The organism is Helicobacter cetorum, assembly GCF_900198405.1.
Taxonomy (GTDB): Bacteria; Campylobacterota; Campylobacteria; order Campylobacterales; family Helicobacteraceae; genus Helicobacter; species Helicobacter cetorum_C.
In genome coordinates, this window is sequence record NZ_FZMR01000010.1 from 46,100 (window position 1) to 64,581 (window position 18,482).

The 18,482-nt window shown below is 35.6% G+C and carries 18 protein-coding genes and 2 pseudogenes; all 20 read right to left on the reverse strand.

Going from position 1 to position 18,482, the window contains the following annotated elements:
• Position 1: 1 nt before the first annotated feature.
• Positions 2–961, reverse strand: coding sequence for a magnesium/cobalt transporter CorA (gene corA, locus C6H25_RS04030; RefSeq protein ID WP_104748179.1), 960 nt, complete (start codon positions 959–961; stop codon positions 2–4).
• A 21-nt stretch (positions 962–982) separates the two neighbouring features.
• Positions 983–2,194, reverse strand: coding sequence for a phosphoglycerate kinase (locus tag C6H25_RS04035; RefSeq protein ID WP_104748180.1), 1,212 nt, complete (start codon positions 2,192–2,194; stop codon positions 983–985).
• Between the two features lie 11 nt (positions 2,195–2,205).
• Positions 2,206–3,459, reverse strand: coding sequence for a glucose-6-phosphate isomerase (locus C6H25_RS04040; RefSeq protein ID WP_104748181.1), 1,254 nt, complete (start codon positions 3,457–3,459; stop codon positions 2,206–2,208).
• Between the two features lie 13 nt (positions 3,460–3,472).
• The gene (gap, locus tag C6H25_RS04045) at positions 3,473–4,471 is read right to left on the reverse strand and encodes a type I glyceraldehyde-3-phosphate dehydrogenase (protein WP_104748182.1); all 999 of its coding nucleotides are present in this window, start codon (positions 4,469–4,471) and stop codon (positions 3,473–3,475) included.
• Positions 4,472–4,716: 245 nt separating this feature from the next.
• Positions 4,717–5,411: pseudogene (gene ung / locus C6H25_RS04050) on the reverse strand (uracil-DNA glycosylase).
• Entirely contained in the window at positions 5,395–6,105 is a 711-nt protein-coding gene (locus C6H25_RS04055; protein ID WP_104748183.1) for a 1-acylglycerol-3-phosphate O-acyltransferase, read from the reverse strand. Before C6H25_RS04055 ends, ung begins: the two are co-directional and overlap by 17 nt.
• Positions 6,092–7,141, reverse strand: a pseudogene (locus tag C6H25_RS04060) (SH3 domain-containing protein); the annotation flags it as partial. The gene C6H25_RS04055 and the pseudogene C6H25_RS04060, both read right to left, overlap by 14 nt.
• A 61-nt stretch (positions 7,142–7,202) precedes the next feature.
• Positions 7,203–7,889: a phosphoribosylformylglycinamidine synthase subunit PurQ gene (gene purQ / locus C6H25_RS04065; RefSeq protein ID WP_199768935.1), complete on the reverse strand. Its 687-nt coding sequence runs from the start codon at positions 7,887–7,889 to the stop codon at positions 7,203–7,205.
• Entirely contained in the window at positions 7,889–8,149 is a 261-nt protein-coding gene (gene purS, locus C6H25_RS04070) for a phosphoribosylformylglycinamidine synthase subunit PurS (protein WP_233707323.1), read from the reverse strand. The genes purQ and purS overlap by 1 nt, the downstream gene beginning before the upstream one ends.
• Positions 8,150–8,320: 171 nt before the next feature.
• Positions 8,321–8,512: a hypothetical protein gene (locus C6H25_RS04080; RefSeq protein WP_104748188.1), complete on the reverse strand. Its 192-nt coding sequence runs from the start codon at positions 8,510–8,512 to the stop codon at positions 8,321–8,323.
• A gap of 30 nt (positions 8,513–8,542) precedes the next feature.
• Entirely contained in the window at positions 8,543–9,883 is a 1,341-nt protein-coding gene (locus tag C6H25_RS04085) for a S41 family peptidase (RefSeq protein ID WP_199768938.1), read from the reverse strand.
• 120 nt (positions 9,884–10,003) lie between these two features.
• Positions 10,004–10,873 carry a thiamine-phosphate kinase gene (locus C6H25_RS04090; RefSeq protein ID WP_104748189.1) on the reverse strand — a complete coding sequence of 290 codons (870 nt, stop codon included), beginning with the start codon at positions 10,871–10,873 and terminating at the stop codon, positions 10,004–10,006.
• A gap of 2 nt (positions 10,874–10,875) precedes the next feature.
• A complete protein-coding gene (nadC, locus tag C6H25_RS04095; RefSeq protein ID WP_104748190.1) occupies positions 10,876–11,697 on the reverse strand; it encodes a carboxylating nicotinate-nucleotide diphosphorylase in 822 nt (273 codons plus the stop codon).
• Positions 11,697–12,707 carry a quinolinate synthase NadA gene (nadA, locus tag C6H25_RS04100; protein WP_104748191.1) on the reverse strand — a complete coding sequence of 337 codons (1,011 nt, stop codon included), beginning with the start codon at positions 12,705–12,707 and terminating at the stop codon, positions 11,697–11,699. The genes nadC and nadA overlap by 1 nt, the downstream gene beginning before the upstream one ends.
• Positions 12,697–13,500, reverse strand: coding sequence for a phosphatidylserine decarboxylase (locus C6H25_RS04105; protein WP_104748192.1), 804 nt, complete (start codon positions 13,498–13,500; stop codon positions 12,697–12,699). Before C6H25_RS04105 ends, nadA begins: the two co-directional genes overlap by 11 nt.
• Positions 13,497–14,000, reverse strand: coding sequence for a helix-turn-helix domain-containing protein (locus tag C6H25_RS04110; protein WP_104748193.1), 504 nt, complete (start codon positions 13,998–14,000; stop codon positions 13,497–13,499). The genes C6H25_RS04105 and C6H25_RS04110 overlap by 4 nt, the downstream gene beginning before the upstream one ends.
• Before the next feature lie 12 nt (positions 14,001–14,012).
• The gene (locus C6H25_RS04115; protein WP_104748194.1) at positions 14,013–14,507 is read right to left on the reverse strand and encodes a hypothetical protein; all 495 of its coding nucleotides are present in this window, start codon (positions 14,505–14,507) and stop codon (positions 14,013–14,015) included.
• A complete protein-coding gene (gene mqnP / locus C6H25_RS04120; RefSeq protein ID WP_233707324.1) occupies positions 14,500–15,360 on the reverse strand; it encodes a menaquinone biosynthesis prenyltransferase MqnP in 861 nt (286 codons plus the stop codon). Before mqnP ends, C6H25_RS04115 begins: the two co-directional genes overlap by 8 nt.
• A gap of 60 nt (positions 15,361–15,420) precedes the next feature.
• Complete coding sequence (locus C6H25_RS04125; protein ID WP_104748196.1) at positions 15,421–16,740, reverse strand: ComEC/Rec2 family competence protein; 1,320 nt, start codon at positions 16,738–16,740, stop codon at positions 15,421–15,423.
• Complete coding sequence (locus C6H25_RS04130) at positions 16,737–18,200, reverse strand: replicative DNA helicase (RefSeq protein WP_104748197.1); 1,464 nt, start codon at positions 18,198–18,200, stop codon at positions 16,737–16,739. Before C6H25_RS04130 ends, C6H25_RS04125 begins: the two co-directional genes overlap by 4 nt.
• Between the last annotated feature and the right edge of the window lie 282 nt (positions 18,201–18,482).

Below are 18,482 nucleotides of genomic sequence, written 5' to 3' on the forward strand. Positions count from 1 at the left end.
CCTATAGCCAACCTTTTTTCTTAAAATAAATCACGGGTAAAATCGTAGAAATCGCCATAATAATGAGCGCAAAAAGATAGCCATACTGCCATTCTAATTCGGGCATGTATTTGAAATTCATGCCATAAACCGTTCCTATGAGAGTGGGGGGCATCATCGCCATTGTAGCAACGGTAAAGACCTTAATTATCTCGTTTTGCTCTACATTCACTTGAGAGGCAAATAAGTTTTGAATATTATCTAATGAATTGAGATTGACCGTTGCAGACTCCACTAAAGAACTAAAATCTTTCATAATGATATTTAAGTTATTCTTAGTGTCTTTATCCACCTTATCGCTACGCAATAATGCGGTAATAACCCTACGCTTATCAAATAAAGAATTGCGTAATGCCATATTAAATTCTTGCAAATTGGATAAACGCACTAGCACATCATCATGCGTGCATGAAGTCTTTCTAAACACAATGCTTTTTCTTAGCAAGCTTGTTTGCTTGTGAATCCACTCTAGGTATTCCACCCCTCTTTCAAAATACGCCTCAAAAACTTTTGCAAGCACATCAAAGCCATTTTCAAATTTCTTAGGACTAGCTAAGACCTTTTTTTGAATTTCATTAAAAATTTGCAAAGTGCCATAATATACGGTAAAAAGAATGTTGTGTGCTAAAATGAAAGTGGTCGTTTCTACATGAAACATATCTCCATCATCTTGATTGACAAAAAGCGCGTTAATAGTTACACTTGAGCTGTCTTCCCAATATTTAGTTACCAAAGAAACACGCTCAGATTCATCTGCCTCATAATCCATAGAATATTGTTGGCTCAAGGCTCTTAATTCGCTTGGAGTGGGGTTGATAAGCTCAAACCATAAGACCTCTTTTTCTTCCATATTAAAGCCATTAAAATCATTAAAGCGTTTCTTAATAACAAATTCTTGGCGTTTAAAAAACACATTTACCATATACTCTCCTTGCAAAAAAGGTCAATGGCGCTGGTCTAACACTTCAAAACAAGGTAAAATCTTACCCTCCAAAAGTTCTAAACTCGCCCCACCGCCCGTAGAAACAAAACTCATATTATCCTTTTCGCCAGCCCTATTGATAGCATCAATCGTATCGCCACCCCCTACCAATGAAAACGCATAAGTATCAGCAATCTTATGGGCTAAAAAAGTTGTCCCTCTAGCAAACTCTTGCTTTTCATGCACGCCCAAAGGACCATTCCATATAATGGTAGGTGCACTTTCTATCACTTCAGAAAACAGCTTGACACTTGCTGGACCAATATCTGCAATTTTATGCTTAGGTGCGATGTCTTGAACCGGCGATATTTTAATCTCTTTAGGATTTAAAATATCATCAGTTGTAATAGCATCTATAGGCAAATAGACTTTGACTTTCTTTTCTTTCGCACTTTTTAGTAAATCTAGCGCCTCTTCTATCAAGCCATCTTCAACTAATGAATCTTGCACATCATGCCCTAAAGCTTTTAAAAAAGTGTTGCTCATCGCCCCCGCAATAATCAGTTTATCAACCAAATCTAAAATATTCTTTAACAAAGTAAGCTTGGAGCTGACCTTTGCTCCGCCTACAATCAAAAGCAAAGGGCGTAAAGGATGGTTAAACGCCTTATTAAAAGAATCAATTTCTTTTTTAAGCAAAAATCCACTTACTTTTATAGGAGCAAATTGAGCTACCCCATAAGTGCTGGCATGCTTTCTGTGGCTTGTGCCAAAGGCATCATTAACAAACACATCACACAAGCTCGCTAACTCCTTGGCTAAATTTTCATCATTTTCTTCTTCGCCCTTTAAAAAACGGATATTTTCTACAAGAAAAATCCTAGAATTTGTGCTTGGCTCTTCTAAAAACCGCTTGACTTGCTCCAAATTTTGTGCAAAACGCACTTCTTGGCTTAAGAGTCTCTCAAGACGCTTTAAAAAAGGCTTTAAAGACAAACGGCTTTCAACACCCTTAGGACGACCCAAATGACTGACCAACACAATATCTTTTGCATGATTATCTATACAAAACTGAATGGTTGGCAAACTCTCTCTTATGCGAGTGTCATCAGTAATGTTAAGATTCTCATCTAAAGGCACATTAAAATCCACCCTAATTAACACTCTCTTATTCTTAATATCCACCTCTTGGATATTCTTAACGCTTTGCATAAAAGTTATTTTAGCTAACATAAAAATCCTTTTTAATTTTGTAATGAAAACATTTCTTTTAAATACGCTTTGCCAAATTCCACAGCCGGCTGGTCATAGGCATTGACTTCAAATAAAATCCCAAGCGCTGAAGTCAATAACTCATAATAAGCGATGAGCATTCCCACGCTTTTTTCGCCTAGTTCGGCTATTTCAATACAATCTACTAGCAAGCCTTCTTCTATCAAACTCTTTAGAGTGGCTAATTTTTGCAAATCTAAAAGGCGTGTAAAACTCGTTTGATTGACAAAGTTGGTATTTTCAAAATAAGGCAAATTCAAACTAGGCACTAACGGCTCATCAAATTCCAAATGCAAATTCTGGCACAAACTCAAAAATGTTACACTCTTATCCTTTGGCCCATGTTTTAGAAGTTGTAAAAACGAATGTTGGTCGCTACTGCCTATAAGGGCTAGGGGGGTCAAACCCACTTTTTTACCATGCGCATTGATTTTACCAAGCGATTCCCCTATTAATTGCACAAACCATGCGTTAAACCCTCTAAAAATATCCGAATATGAAAAGAGTGCGTGCATGGGGTATTTTAAAGAATCATCAAAGAGCTGGCATGCTTTATTTAAGAGATGGTTTTCTTGGTGTTCAAAAAAACTATCCATAAAAAATCTCGCACCCTTTAAAAGCTCTTCTATATGGTATCCAAGCAAATATAGAGGCACTAAGGCAATACTAGAAAGCACTGAAAAACGCCCCCCAATATCTTTATCAATCGTAATAGTAGTAATTTCTTTATCTTTACCCAAACCATGCAAGGCAGAATTTTTATCAGTAATGAATAATAAATGCTCTTTATGCCTCAATAAATCATAGCGTTGCATGGCGTATTTCATTAAGCTAGAAGTTTCAATCGTGGTGCCTGTTTTTGAAATCACGCAAAACAAGCATTCTTTAATGTCTAGTTTTAATTGAGTGATACTAATTGCATCGGTATATTCCAAGAATACTAATTGAATGTCTTTACGCCTATGCAAACTTTTAAGCATTTTATCAATCGCTCTTAAGCCTAAAGAACTCCCTCCAACCCCTAAAACCACAAGCTTTTTTATATTTTTTAAAAATTTAGAATTTTTAAAAGCGTATTCTTTGGCATCTTCTAGGGCGTCTATCACATAAGGCAAGCGGTAGTAGCCACTCACTTGAAGTTCTCGCTCATTAACAAGCGCTCTAAATAATTCATCTAAACGCTTTTGAGAGATTTTAGAATCATAATAAGAGCGAAAACACAACACTTAAAACCCCTTTTTATTTCCGTGCGATATATTGTGCCATATCAATTAAACGCTCGCTATAGCCCATTTCATTATCATACCACGCCAATACCTTAGCGTTTTTTTCTCCTAAGATAATAATTTGGTCATCAATCACTATCGCGCTTAAGGGCGAAGAAATAAAATCACTTGAAACAAGCTTTTCTTCATCAATGCCTACAAGCCCCTTAAATTCATTCTTGCAAGCCTCCTTGAATGCGTGCTGAATGCTTTCTTTGCTAACAGATTGACTAAAAGTAAGAGACAAATCTACTAAGCTCACATTAGGCGTAGGCACTCTAATGGCAAGTCCACTAATTTTAGGACCTAAATGCGGTAAAACTAGCGAAATAGCTTTACTCACGCCGGTGCTTGTGGGAATAAGATTAAGATTTGCCGCTCTAGCTCGGCGGATGTCTTTGTGCTTGGTATCTAAAAGGTTTTGGTCGTTGGTGTAGCTATGGATAGTGGTTAAAAGAGCGTTTTCTATATGAAAAGCCTCATCTAAGATTTTTAATACCGGAGCAGTAGCATTAGTCGTGCAAGAGGCGTTAGAAACCACGCTTTCGTTATGATAATCTGTATGATTTACTCCATAGACAAAGGTGGGCGTATTTTTTGCTGGAGCTGAAATAACCACTTTTTTAACGCTATCTTTTAGGTGTGCTTGAGAGGCATCTAGAGAATTGAATTTTCCGGTGCATTCTATAACCACTTCAGCTTTGGCTACAGAAAAATCAAGCTTGTTAATATCTCGCTCACTCAACACTAAAATATTTTTACTATGTCCGATACTAAGCGTGTTATCCTCATTGAGACTAGCCTCAAAATGCCCATGCACGCTGTCATGGCGTAGCAAATGCAAAAGAGTTTCTATCTCAGCAGTAGAATTGATAGCTACAATTTCTATATCTTTTCTTTGACTAGCTACCCTTATTGCACACAAACCTATGCGTCCGGTTCCGTTTATAGCGATTTTAATTGGCGTTTTGATAGTGTCCCCTTTATCCTAAAAATACGCTATTTTAGCACAATTAGACTTAAATTAACCATTCTTAAACTACAGACAAAACTAAATAAAAAATTGAAAAAATACAGAAATAACCACTAAATATTATAACGCTACTCTATGAAAGCTTAGTTTTTATTGTCTTTAGCATGTCCTTATCAAAAGCGTTAATGATGTTTTTTATTCACATCTGCTCGCCCTATTCATTAAGCCTCAAGCCCTAAACTGGCTTACAAGCTAAAATCAAAATCCTTGCCATAAATTTCTCTGTGAGCCTCTTGCAAACGCACAAAAACCCCACTCCCTAAAAAACCTCTTGCTAAAGGGCTAGGGTGAGGAGCCTCTAAAACAACATGCTTTTTTTATCAATAAAAGCGCTCTTTTTTTGAGCGATTTTACCTAGTAACACCACAATCAAACGCTCCCTAGTTTCAAAAAGGCGTTCTAATATCCTATCGCTAAATTGCTCCCAACCCATATGTTTATGCGAATTTGGCTTGCCTTTTTCTACGCTCAAAACAGCGTTTAATAACAACATGCCTCTTTTAGCCCATGCACTCAAATCCCCACTTTTAGGTATTGGAACACCTAAGCTATCGTGCAATTCCTTATAAATATTTCTTAGGCTTGGTGGAATGGGTGCTTTAGCATTTACGCTAAAACTTAAGCCCATAGCTATAGGCAATTCAATACCATTTTCTAGGTAGGTGGAATGATAGGGGTCTTGTCCTAAAAGAATGATTTTAACCGCATGTGGGGGCGTTAAGTTCAAAGCTTGAAATAAATTAGTGCTTATAGGATAAATACAGCTTGAACGCTCTAGGGCCTCTAAATAACGCCTTTCTATCTCTAAAAAATAAGGCTTTTTAAATTCACCCTGAAGAAATTCACGCCATAATAGAGTGAGTTTAGCTTTCGTTAGCATTGAGCTCATGATAATGCTTTAAATATTCTTCTTTCATTTTTTGTTCTAGTTCCTCATACCAATTTTTAGAGCTAAAATCAGGCGTATAACTATCCATCATCACTAAACGAGTGCGTGCCTTAAAAGCCTCTAAGGGCTTGGAATTAAATATTTTACGAGAATTGATTAAGACCATTGGTTGGATTTTAAGCTGGAATTTTTCAGCAATGATTTTAGCCCCTTGTCTAAAAGGTAAAAACTCCTCTTGCCCCCTACCTCTAGTACCTTCAGGAAAAATCACTAAAGGCCGTCCTTCATCTAATTTTTGCTTGCTCTCTTTGAGTAATGAAACTAACCCTTTTTTATCCTCTCTGTCTATTAAAATCATCTGCGTATCTGTTAAAGCATGCCCATAAAAAGGGATTTCTCCAAGCTCCTTTTTAGCAATCCAACAGATATTTTCAGGGTGATAAGCCTCTAAATAAATAATATCTAGCAAGCTTTGATGGTTTAATACAATCAGTCTTGCCTCCCTATCAAACGCACCAATTTTTTCTAAAGTAACACCCGTTAAAGGAAAAAAAGAACGACACCCTCTGCGAGTAGAACGAGCGTTATTATTCTTGCGATTAAAATAGTTAAAAATAATGATAATAGCTAGTCCTATAGCGATTACTAAAGCTCTGTAAATGGCTCTTGGTTTATTTGATGTCATGGCGTTTAACCCATCCTATTTGCTCATGTGTTGTCATAATTTTATAATAATCTTGGTGTGAACCAATCACTTTAATAGGCATTTCACTCTTAGAAATGCCCAAAATCGTAGAATTTTGCGTAGGAAGAATGCGGATTTCTTTTTGAGCTAATAAAGTAGCCGAACGCTGTTGGAACAATAAATTATAAAGCGCAAAACCTAAGCACAATACCCCAAGCAATAAGAAAATAAGCTTGCGACCTAAAAAAAGAAAGAGTAGCAAGAAAAACACGCACAAGATTAATAAAGCCACATTAAAAAACACTAAAAAATTATTTTTAGGAACTAATTCGCTTTGCACATTAATCGCATCATTGATTGGCACAACTGAAAAATGCAAGGTTTTAAAACTCTTATCTTCTAATGAAAAATAATCAAAGGAAAGGCTTTGGATTTTTTTAGGCAACACACAATAATAAATTACGCTCCCCTCCTTAGCCTTGCTTTGAGCCAAAGACGAATTATCAAAGCCTTGCTTAATAGCCTCTTTAATCGTAAAACTCTCCCAATTTGCCCCCTTAAAAGCTAGTTCCATAACCAAAATATTATGCTCATTATCATAATCCTTAGTCTTATACTGCACGACCTTTAAATTTTGCGCCATCACTCCTGCATAGCGAGAATTTTGAGATAAATCTGTTACTTGCAAAGCAATGCTAGGGGCTATAGAATAATCTATATATTTATCTTTATTAGAAAAAGCGCTGACCTTTAAAGCAGGAATACTAGCTTGAATGCCCTTAATCTTATAGTAATAGGTCGCCTTAAACAGCTCCTTTTCTACCCCTCTCCATTTAGGCATCTTATTGACAAGCTCTAGTTGGTCTTTATTGATTTCTCCCTCAATCTTAGCCTCTAAAAATTGCGCATCAAATAGCAATAAACTATAAGCAACTGCAATGGTTTGCCCCACATAAACGGGTGTGTTTTCTAAAGTCTCTAAATTTTCAGCTTTCACATAGACCACTTTAGCTTTGACATCTTCTTCTTTTTCATCAAGCGTTTCTGTACGCATAAACCCCACAAAAAGAGCCACTAAAAACCATACTATTCGCATTTTAATACGCCTCAAGCAAAGATAAAAGCATTCTAACCCCATCTATAGAGGGTGTTTGCAAAGATTGATTAATCCCAACAGCCCTTTCAGGGTGAGGCATGAGCGCAAAAACATTCTTATCTTTATTGCAAATGCCAGCAATATGATTTAAAGAGCCATTCACATCATCGCTATAGCGGAGCAAAACTTGCTTGTTTTCTTCTAAGCGTTCCAAAGTTTCTTTAGGCGCATAAAAATTCCCCTCTCCATGCGCAATAGGCAATACAATCTTTTCATAAGGGCTATAATCCTTTAAAAAAGCGTTATCATTGTTTGCCACTTGCAATTCTTGACTTTTAGCGATAAATTTTAAGCCTTTATTTTTCATTAAAGTCCCCTCTAAAAGCTTGCTTTCTGTAAGGATTTGAAAACCATTACAAATTCCTAAAACTCTCCCTCCATTATGCGCATACGCACAAACTGAGCGCATGATAGGTGTTTGGCTTGCCATGCAACCTGAACGCCAATAATCCCCATAACTAAACCCACCCGGAATAACCACTAGACTCGTTTCTTTTGGCAAAGATTTTTGCGTATGCTCCACTACTACGCTTGAAATTTTACAAGCTCTATTAACTTGCACAAAATCATACGCACGCCTCATGTCTTTTTGACAATTTGTGCCTAAAAACTCTAAAATTACTATCATTATTTTAAAAGCACTTCATAGTTTTCAATCACAAGATTAGCTAAAAGCCTCTCTGCCATTTGTTTTGCCTCTTCTAAGGCTTGTTTCTTATCTGTAGTTGCCAATTCTAAAAACACGCTTTTGCTTAAAGCAATTTTTTTAATACTCTTAAAACCTAAAGAATCTAGTGATTTTTCAAGTGCCTTAAGCTCTGGGTCTAAAACACCCTCTTTTAAGAAAATACGCACTTCTACTTGCACGCATTCCCCCTTAACCCACAAAAATCTCTCAAACACTCTAAAAATCCATGTTCTAAAATATGGGTTAAATATTTTTTAAAGTGGTTTATATCAAGCTTTTTACAGGACTTGTTATTGCAAGAATAATAAACATTAAGACTAGTCCCCCTAGCAAAAAAATCTCTACTCCTATTAAATAAGCCAAACCCTAGCTTAAGCATAAGCGATAAACTCACTTCTAAAACCCATGCTTTTAATCGATGCACTAATTGTATGGCTTAAAACACTTCTAATCTTTTTAGCTAATTTCTTAGCACAAAAAACACTCAAACCGCTTTTAATCTCAGTGATGACAATGCCCCTTTGCTTAACTTGAAAAAGCTTTCCATATTTTTTTGTAGCCATTCCAAGTACACTCCCATTAAACTCTATTCTTTATTTTTTGGTCTCATCTATTATTGTCCAAGTTTTTAAGCTATCAATGCCAACTTTTAGCTGAATATCATTATTGACCATTTTTGGCGTAATATCTTGCTCTTCTTCGCTTTTATTATTTTTATTAGCACTCTTAGTATTAGAGTTTTTATCATCAACTTTTTTAAGCTCTTGCTCTAAATGGTGTTTTAAATCTGCCTCTTTCAAGCTGAATTTGTTTTCATTCTCTGGCACTTTTCCCGGATAAATCACAATATCAGGCGTGATACCCTTAGCTTGAATCGTGCGGCCGCTTGGCAAATAGTAGCGTGCAGTAGTGATTTTAATCGCCTCATTTCTATTGACCGGTAAGAGCATTTGCACACTTCCTTTACCAAAAGTGTTTTCCCCAATAATAACGGCTCGCTTATGGTCTTGCAACGCTCCAGCTACGATTTCACTCGCACTCGCTGAGCCACCATTAACTAATACTGCGATAGGTAAATTCGCATAAGGAGCTCTGCCATTAGCTTTGTATTCTAAATTTTCGTCTTTATTTTTACCTTTTTGAGAGACCAAAATCCCATCTTTAATGAATAAATTAGATAAACCTACCGCTTGATTGAGTAAGCCACCCGGATTCCCTCTTAAATCTAAAACAATGCCCTTAGCCTTAGGATTAGCTTTCAAGCCATCTAAAACGGATTTAGTTACATTTTTATCAAAAGAATTAACTCTCACATATAAATAAGGGGTCTTTTCAATCTTTTTCACATAGACAGATTTAACTTTGATAATATCTCTTACAATATTAAATACTAAAGGCTTTGACTCGTTTTTCCTTACTACAGTGATTTGAATAGGAGTTTTTGGCTTGCCTCGCATAAGATTGATAGCATCATCAATACTCATATTCAGCGTGCTTTCTTTATTGATTTTTAAAATTGTATCGCCCGCTTTCACTCCTGCTTTATACGCTGGTGTGCCTTCTAAAGGAGCGATAACGGTCAAAACGCCATCACGCATGCCAACTGTGATACCAAGACCCCCAAATTCGCCATCAGTTTGGGCTTGAAACTCTTTAAACTTCTTTTCGTTCAAATACGCTGAGTGTGCGTCTAAATTAGAGAGCAAACCCTCAATAGCTTTTGTCATAATCTCAGAAATACTGATTTTATCCACATATTTTTTTTCAATCTCTGAAACCACATTAGTGAAACGATTAAACGCCTCAACCCTTTTAGCAGCTAGTTCTTGAGGATTCTCTTTAACCGGCTTTTTTTCCTTAACCTCTGCACCATGTAAAGCTAGAGAAAGTCCCATAGAAACTACCAACAACCCCTTAAACAACTGCTTTGTCATCTTTGCTATAACCATCCATTTCATATAAAACCTATAACACAAACCATAGATTTTAAAAATAATTTTTGTGTCTATTCTAGCAAGTTTTAATGAATATCACAAAAACAAAAGAGATAAAACTTAATGCCACTTCTTTTCTTTGTAACTTGAACGCCCTCTTTTTACATGCCCTAAGATTTCAATCTTAGCCCTATAGCGTTTAGCCAACCGCTTTAAATGCACCTTATGAATAGGCGAACAGCAAAACAACCATTCATATTCTTCGCCACTCTTATAACGCTCATCTTTTTTAAACAGCCTAAAATCTAGTTTATTGAGTTTAGAGAGGCGATTACATTCTGTGTAAATGCCATCAGAAATATCTAGCCCTATGCGGATAAAACGAGTCAAATTTTTAAAGAAATCTACATTAAAACCTAACTGAAAAAAGCGAGATTTTTTACAAGCACTCCCTCCCCTTAAAAGTGAATGCAAAGCCTTGTAGCTAGAGCCAACCCTACCACTACTCACAATCAAATCCCCTTTTTTAGCCCCTTTTCTATATAACGCTCGCCCCCTAGTTTCGCCTATCATAGTAATCGCAAAACTAAGAGTATTAGAAGTAATGGTATCACCCCCAATAAGCTTAATATTCCATTTTAAACACACTTCTTCAATCCCCTCTTGCAAGAGTTTCCATTCCTTAATGCCAAAATCTTTTGGCACACTCAAGCCTAAAAGAGCGTATTTAGGTATAGCATTCATGCATAAAATATCAGAAATATTGACTAAAAAGGCTTTTTGAACAAGGGCTTTTAAAGAAAACCACTCTCTTTTGAAATGCACTCCCTCACTAAACAAATCCAAAGCCAAAACCTTATCTTTAAGGCTTGTAGGAACAACCCCAAAATGCCCTTTTAAAGAAGCGCTTAAAACCACGCCATCATCGCCTATCCCTTGAGCAATGGGCGTTTTTTTGAGCCATTTAAAAAAATGTGCCTCCAAGTCCATTTTTAGGACATTTTCATATGTATATCAATAAAAGTAGCTTGGTGGATTAACGCCCCCACACTAATAGCATCCACCCCACTTTCAGCGTATGAATGGATTGTATCTAGTGAGATATTACCGCTTGCTTCTAATAATACAAAGGGGTAATGTGCGTTTCTATAAGCCACAATTTCTTTGGTTTGTTCGGTTGTCATGTTATCGCACATCACAATATCCGCTCCCGCACTCATAGCGTTTTTGGCTTCTTCAAAGCTCTCGCATTCAATTTCAATCTTAGCCGTAAAGGGCAAACTCTTTTTGGCATGTTCTAAAAAGCTTTTTAAATTTTTCACATGTTTTAAATGCGTGTCTTTTAGCATTAAAGCGTCATCTAAACCTAAGCGGTGGTTACTTGCCCCCCCATTTAGCACCGAATATTTTTCAAACACTCTTAAAAGGGGTCTTGTTTTTCTTGTGTCTAACAAACGCACTTTTTTAGAATTTAGAGCTTCTACAAAACGCCTTGTTAGAGTAGCGATTCCGCTACTATGTTGCAAAATATTTAAAAGGGTGCGTTCAATCTTTAAAAGCATGCTAAAATCCCCCCTAATCTCCATTAAAGTGTCTTTGGGCTTAAAACACTCTTTGTCTTTAATACTTTTAACGCACTCAATGCCTGTCATTTTTAATAACTCTAAGGCGTATTTTTCGCCTGAAAAAACCCCATTTTCTTTAGCTCTAATAAAAGCTGTGGCTTGAAAATCTTTTTCTAATACTCTCTCAAACAAGTCCCCATGCCCTAAATCTTCTTTTAAGGCATGTTCTAAAAAGGCTTTGATATTCATTATGATAACTCCATCATCTTAGTTAAAGCGATTTTGGCATAATACGCTACTTCATCTTTTAATTCAATGGTGTTGATAGCTCTATGGTTTTTATAGGCTTTTAATACTTCAAACACATCTTCTAAGGTTGTTTCATTCATGGTAGGACAAAGGGCGAGCGTGCTAGAGAGAATAAAGGTGTTTTGGTTATTGCGTTTGGCTTTTAGGCGATTGACTAAATTGCTTTCAGTGCCTATGGCTACTTTTTGATTTAGGCTTAGATTTTCTACAAATTCTATGATTTGACTTGTAGAACCGCTAAAATCAGCGTTTTGAACCACGCTAGACTCACATTCTGGATGGACAGCGATTAAAATATCTGGGTATTTTTGGCGATAAAACTCTATATCTTCTAGTTTGAAGAGTTGATGCACCGAACAAAAGCCGTTATAACAAATGACATCAGCGTTTTTTATTTCTTCTTTACTATTCACGCCTAAAATCGCACTCTTTAAGCCATTTTCAAGGGCTAAATTTTCGCCCAAACACCTATCAGGTAGAAAAAAGATTTTTTTATTCTGTTTTAGGGCGTAATCAAAGATTTTAGGGGCGTTTCTGCTCGTGCATACCACGCCATTATCCTGTGCGACTTTAGCTTTGACTTCAGCACTAGAATTAATATAAGTGATAGGATAAAATTCCTTAATACCATACTCTCTTAATAAATCTATGCTTTTATTATAGTAGTGGCTATCTATCATTCTAGCCATAGAACAGCATGAGAGTTTTGGCATAATCACTTGTTTTTCAGGGGCTAGGGCTTTCACGCTTTCGCCCATAAAATGCACCCCACAAAACACAATGAGACTTTTATCGCTTTTACTTGCCTTTTTAGCTAACTCTAAGCTATCGCCCACATGATGGGCTAACTCTACAATCTCATCTTTTTGATAAAAATGAGCGATTATTAGAGCGTCTAAATCATTCAATAGTTCTAAAATAGAAGCTTTTAAATCTTTTTTAGTCTGCATTAAATTCCCCTATATTTTCTCCAAACTTCACACATTGTTCTTTTAGCTCTTTAAAGGCTATGTTTTGAGCAAAGATGACTATCGTAGAACCCATTTCAAAATTTCCTAAATTCTCCCCCTTTTTAACCTTAATAGGGGGGGTGTAAGCGTAAGTTTGTGTGAAATTAGTTTTAGCGTTGGTTTGAATATTTTTATCAAAATTAAAACGCATTTTACCCACATTCAACGCCCCCACGGCTACAAAAAACAACCTATTACCCTTAACATCTCTTGTAACAAGCACCACTCGTTCATTGCCGACAAATAAATTCTTGTTTTTATATAGCGAAGGCATATTGACTGGTAGTAATTTGCCAGCAAAATAACGGGCTTCTAAAATTTCTAAATCACAAGGGGCGTGGTAGTGGTGGTAATCCTTAGGCGAGAGATAAAAATTCATATAGAAAAAGGAAGGGCTTATAGGATTAATCTCGCCGACTAGTTCATTCGCATAATAGGGCATGCCCTTAATTTGTAAGGCTTGATTGTTTTCTAAAGCTTTGCATTCAGTGATTAAGGCATCACAAGGTGCAATGAGTGTATGGGGCGTTTTATCAAAAAAGCGTTCTTTTTTTAAAGAGCGAGTGAAAAGAGCGTTCAAGCTCTTATAATTTTCTAAAGGCTCAAACTCACTCAAATCAATTTTAAAGATTCTGACATAAAGGGCATTGATTTGTTTTTGAATAAAAGATGGAAACTCATAACAAGCAAAAGAGCCAAAAACCCTTGAAAGAGTGTTGCTTAAAGCCACTATTTTAACCCCGCCATATTCAGTATAAATTCAATTTCGCCCTTACTCACTTTAAACTCTTTAGAAATAGAGCCTACGCTATAGCCTTCTTGATACATTTTTAAAACTTGTTTTTCATTGATTTCATCGCTTCCCACATAATGCCCCATGTCTTTAAATTTATTTTCTAAAATAATGATTTTTTCTTCTAAATAATCTCGCTCTTTATCCATAGACTTTTGGATTTCTTGCAATTGACTATAAAGATGTGATAAAGTCGTTCTTAATGAACCATCATCTTTAGTGTTTTTATCTAAAGCAATGCCTTCTAATCGCCCTTCTAATTCCTTCAAACGCTTAGAATGGACATAATTTTCTTGGTAGGATTCATCTAAGGTTTTTTCTAAGCGTCTCATTTTATGATAAAACTCTTTTTCTTTAAAATACAGATACCCTACTAAGCACACTAAAACGAGTAAAATAGCCCCTAAAACTATCATAAACAAATCGTTAGAAGATAACATCATCACTCCTATTCATAATTTTAATCCCTTTCTTTCACTATTAACAATAAAAGCATCATAACGCCTAATATCTAAGGCATGCATGCGAGTGATTTCTAAAAAACTTTCATCTTTAGCTATACCAAAAAAGGCTAGTATTTTTGCTTCTAGCAAACAACGCCCATAGTAAGTTTCTTGCGTTATAAAGCAATTTTTTTTCATACAAACTAGCCCATGCCCTAAGGCTACAATAGGGTTACTTTGCTCTAATTCAAGCAAATTTTCTTTTAAAAGCAAGCTCTCTAGTCTTTCTAGCTTAGAATACATCGCTTTGAGTAATTCTAAAGTATCATTCTCAACATTTAGGCGTGAAAAATCAAAGCTAGAATTAAATAATTCAAATTCTTCTAAAATCGCTACAGAGCGTTTGCTTTGTGGAATAAACTTTTCATAAGAGAGTGTTAAATCGCATTGAACTAGGCGGGTTTGAAACCCTAAGGCTTGAGATTTTAAAACTAAGTTATGCATGTTTTAATCCCACATCAAGAACAATGAAGATAAAAAAGATAACCCCCAAATAGCCATTACTCACAAAAAAGGCTTTAGGAATGTTTTTATAATCTCTAGTTACTAAGATTTGTTCGTATAGCAAAATTAGGGCTGAAACCCCTAAGCCCAAATACGCAAAAATCCCCCCATCATAGAATTTCACAAAACCTAGCCAGCATATTAGAGCTAGAATGTGTGAGAGTCTTGAAAGGTTTAAGCACCATTTTTCGCCCAATTTGCTTGGAATGGAATGTAAGCCCCTTTTTTTGTCAAACTCCATATCTTGTAAAGAATACAACAAATCAAATCCAGCCACCCATAGCATAACCCCTAAAGCTAAAAAAACATTCCATAAAGGAATAGCTCCTAAAATGGCTACACTTCCAGCAATGGGGGCTAGTCCTAGTGCTAAACCCACGATAAAATGAGCCAAACTAGAAAAGCGTTTAAAATACGAATACCCCCCTAAAATCACTAAAAAGGGTAAAGAGAGTTTAAAGGCTAAAGAATTGATACAATAACTCACCATCACAAACAAAAGAGCGTTAAAAAAACTAAAAATAACCATGCTTTTAACACTAATTCTGCCATCAACACTGGGGCGATTTTTGGTTCTTGGATTATCTTTGTCAATATCTCTATCTACTAAGCGGTTAAACCCCATAGCAAAGTTTCTTGCACTCAATAAGGCTAAAGAGCAAAGGATTAAAATCTCTATACCAAAAAAGAGCGTTTGATTTTTTTGATACGAGCTAACAACCATAGCCATAAATAAAAACATGCTAGAAAATATCGTGTGTTCTAGAGCGACTAATTCACTTAAGGCTTTGATTTTATGCGTGATTTTTTTAATCAATGATTTAATTCCTAATAAAAATGGCTTTTTAAGCCCTTAATTCCCTACAATTAAACTAGGCATTATAATATATTGATAGCAACAATACAAGAAAAAGCCAACGCTTAAAATATTCATGCTTAAATAGGCTTTAAAAAAGCGGACACTAAAAAGCGTTAAGCCTAAATGCACCCCTAAGAGCCATAAAGGTGAATAAATTGAGATAGTGGGAATTTCTAAAGGCGTGCTTAAAAAATTATCTAATAGAGACCCCAAATTGACTATATGCAAGAACAAGCTTAAAGGAAAAAACACCACAAAAACAAAGCCTAAAGGAATGCTAAATAGTTGATAAAATGAAAACATAGGGAAAAAGGCATGCACAATAATAAGCATGTTAAAAAACACCAAAACGCTTAAACTTATGGCTTGAATAAATCGCATTAAAAAAGAATGGTTTTTAAAAAAAGTTTTCGCATGCTTTAAAAACAAAAAGATATACCACACCCCACTAACAGAAAGCAAAAATCCTATGCTAAAAAGTAATTTAGGGAGTAAAGTAATGGCTATTAAGCACGCTAAGATTAGAAGCTTGAAACTTAGTAGTCTTATGCCAAAAAAGCATGTTAAAAACCCTAACAAGCCCATTAAAAACGCCCTAAAAAAAGATGGCAAAAAATCTAATAAAACCAAATAACCTAGCATAAAAACCCACACTAAAACCCCTACATCAAAAAAAGCGTTTCTGTAAGGAAAATAGCGATTTTGCAAGGGCTTATAAATGAGAGAAAAAAGAAAATAAAGTGTGGCACTCAAAATACCTAAATGAAACCCACTAATAGCTAGTAAGTGGTTAATGCCTAAAGAATTAGCCCTATCTCTTAAATCTTTATTGAGACTATCGCCCAAAAATAACGCCCCATATAAATTACGCATTAAGGCGTTTTGATGCGTATGGTTTAAAAACTCACGCAAACGCATTTTAAAATCTTTTTTATGCAATAAAGAAAAAGAATAGGTGTGAAAATAACATGATTTTAAAGATTGCAAAAAATTACAAGACATTATTTTGCCAAAAAATTGTGCGTAGCGGTATTGAAGGTTTTTTAAAGGCTCTTTTGTAGTGGTGTAAAAAATATGACCTTGAGTGGTTTTAAGCTTTAAGACAAAATAGGATTTTTGATTTTTGACTTTAGGGTATTGCAATAAAATTTGGGCATTAAAACTCATAGGCTTTGAAAAATCAAGTTTTTTGTAATGAGAATATTCTAAATAGAGATTAAAAACAAACAACAAGCCTAAAATGACAAAACATACTAAGTATTCTTTGGGGGTTTCTAGCAAATCAAACGCCCCCTTAAAAGATGTGTTTTTCAAATGGGCATGATGTTTAGTTTGGTTTCTTGCTCTTCTAAATGAGTGGTATCTACAGAGATGTCTTCATAGCGAGTGAGCGGAGCGTTATAGCGTGTATAAACCGTGCCTGTAGCCCCATTTCTGTTTTTAGCCACAATGATTTCGGCATCTTCTATAGAGCCATTTTGTTTGTGAAGACGCCTTTCTTCATCAACTTTTAAACGCAAAGTCTCTGCTTCTTCAATCTTGCCTTCTCTTTTGAGTTTGTCTATTTTATTGTTTTCAGCTTGAATCCTATACCAATAATCCCTATACACAAATAGGACTATATCAGCGTCTTGTTCAATCCCCCCACTATCTTTAATATCCGAAAGTATGGGTCGTTTATCATCTCTATTCTCTAAAGCACGATTAAGTTGCACTAACGCTACAATAGAAATTCCTAATTCCCTAGCGAGAGTTTTAAGCTCCCTTGAAATCTCAGCGACTTGCTCATGGCGTTCTCTATTTATTTTAGCCTTGCTCCCTGACATCAGTTGCAAGTAGTCAATAAAGGCAATTTCTAAGTCCTTATGCTGGGCTTTAAGCTTTCTCAGTTGCAAGCGGATTTGCTCTATTCTTACATAACTTTTATCATAGAAGTAGAGTTTTTTTTGAGAAAAATCATCAAAGCATTTGGCTAAAATCTCCCATTCTTTATCATCAAGTCTTCCGCTTTCTAAATCATGCATATTGATAGAAGTTAAATCCGATAACGCCCTTAAAGCTAGTTGTTCTGCATCCATTTCCAAGCTAAAAACCGCTACCCCCTTATCATCATTGAGTGCGGCTAAAACCATGTTCATCATCAAGCTGGTTTTACCCATAGCAGGTCTCCCCCCAATAATAACTAAATTCCCCTTATTAAATCCGGTGGTATAGCTATCTAGTTGGGCAAACCCAGTCGGCACACCTGTAACTTCTAAGCTCCCTTTTTCCATGTTTTCTGTAATCATTTTCATGGTGCTACTAAGCACTTCTTTAATATCCCTAAAACCATCTATGGTGCTACCATTTAATAAAGCATAGATTTCTTGCTCCACAGCACTTAGAATATCACTAGATTTTTCTTGGCTTTCTAAGGATTTTTCTCTAATCGTATTAGCCAAACTAAAAAGCTTGCGTTTAATGGAAGCGTTTTTAATCTCTTCTACACAAGCTTCAATATTATCCATAGGACTTGCGGCAAAAATAGCGAGCAAATCTTCTTCGCTGATTTGCTTATCGCTTGGCATTTTTTGGCGGATAAAATTCTCATCAATAGGGTATCTTTCTTCATAGAGTTTTAAAGCGATTTCAAAAAACAAGCCATTAGGCGGATAGTAAAAATCGCTAGGCTCTAAAATGCTATGGACTTCTTGAATCTTATCATTAGCGAACACAATGCCTGAAAGCACAATGCGTTCAATGTTTTGCAATCGTTGTAATTGTTCTAATTCCATTTTTATCCTTTTATCAAAGGGAGCTATTCATTATTGCCCCTTTATTATATAAAAAGCTCTATTAAAACAAGTTTTTTTAAAATAAGCCTTAAACCCTAATTCTAGCATTCATTAAATCGTTGTTTAGTTTATAGTTTAAGGTTTTGTTTTTAAATTCTTTTATTTTTTAAGAAATTTGTTTTTTAGATTTCATTTTTTTGCTTTTTCTTTTATTTCTTTAAAAAATCTTATTCTCTTAAGGGGATAGGGGGTATTTTGCGACAATACCCCCCTTAACCCCCT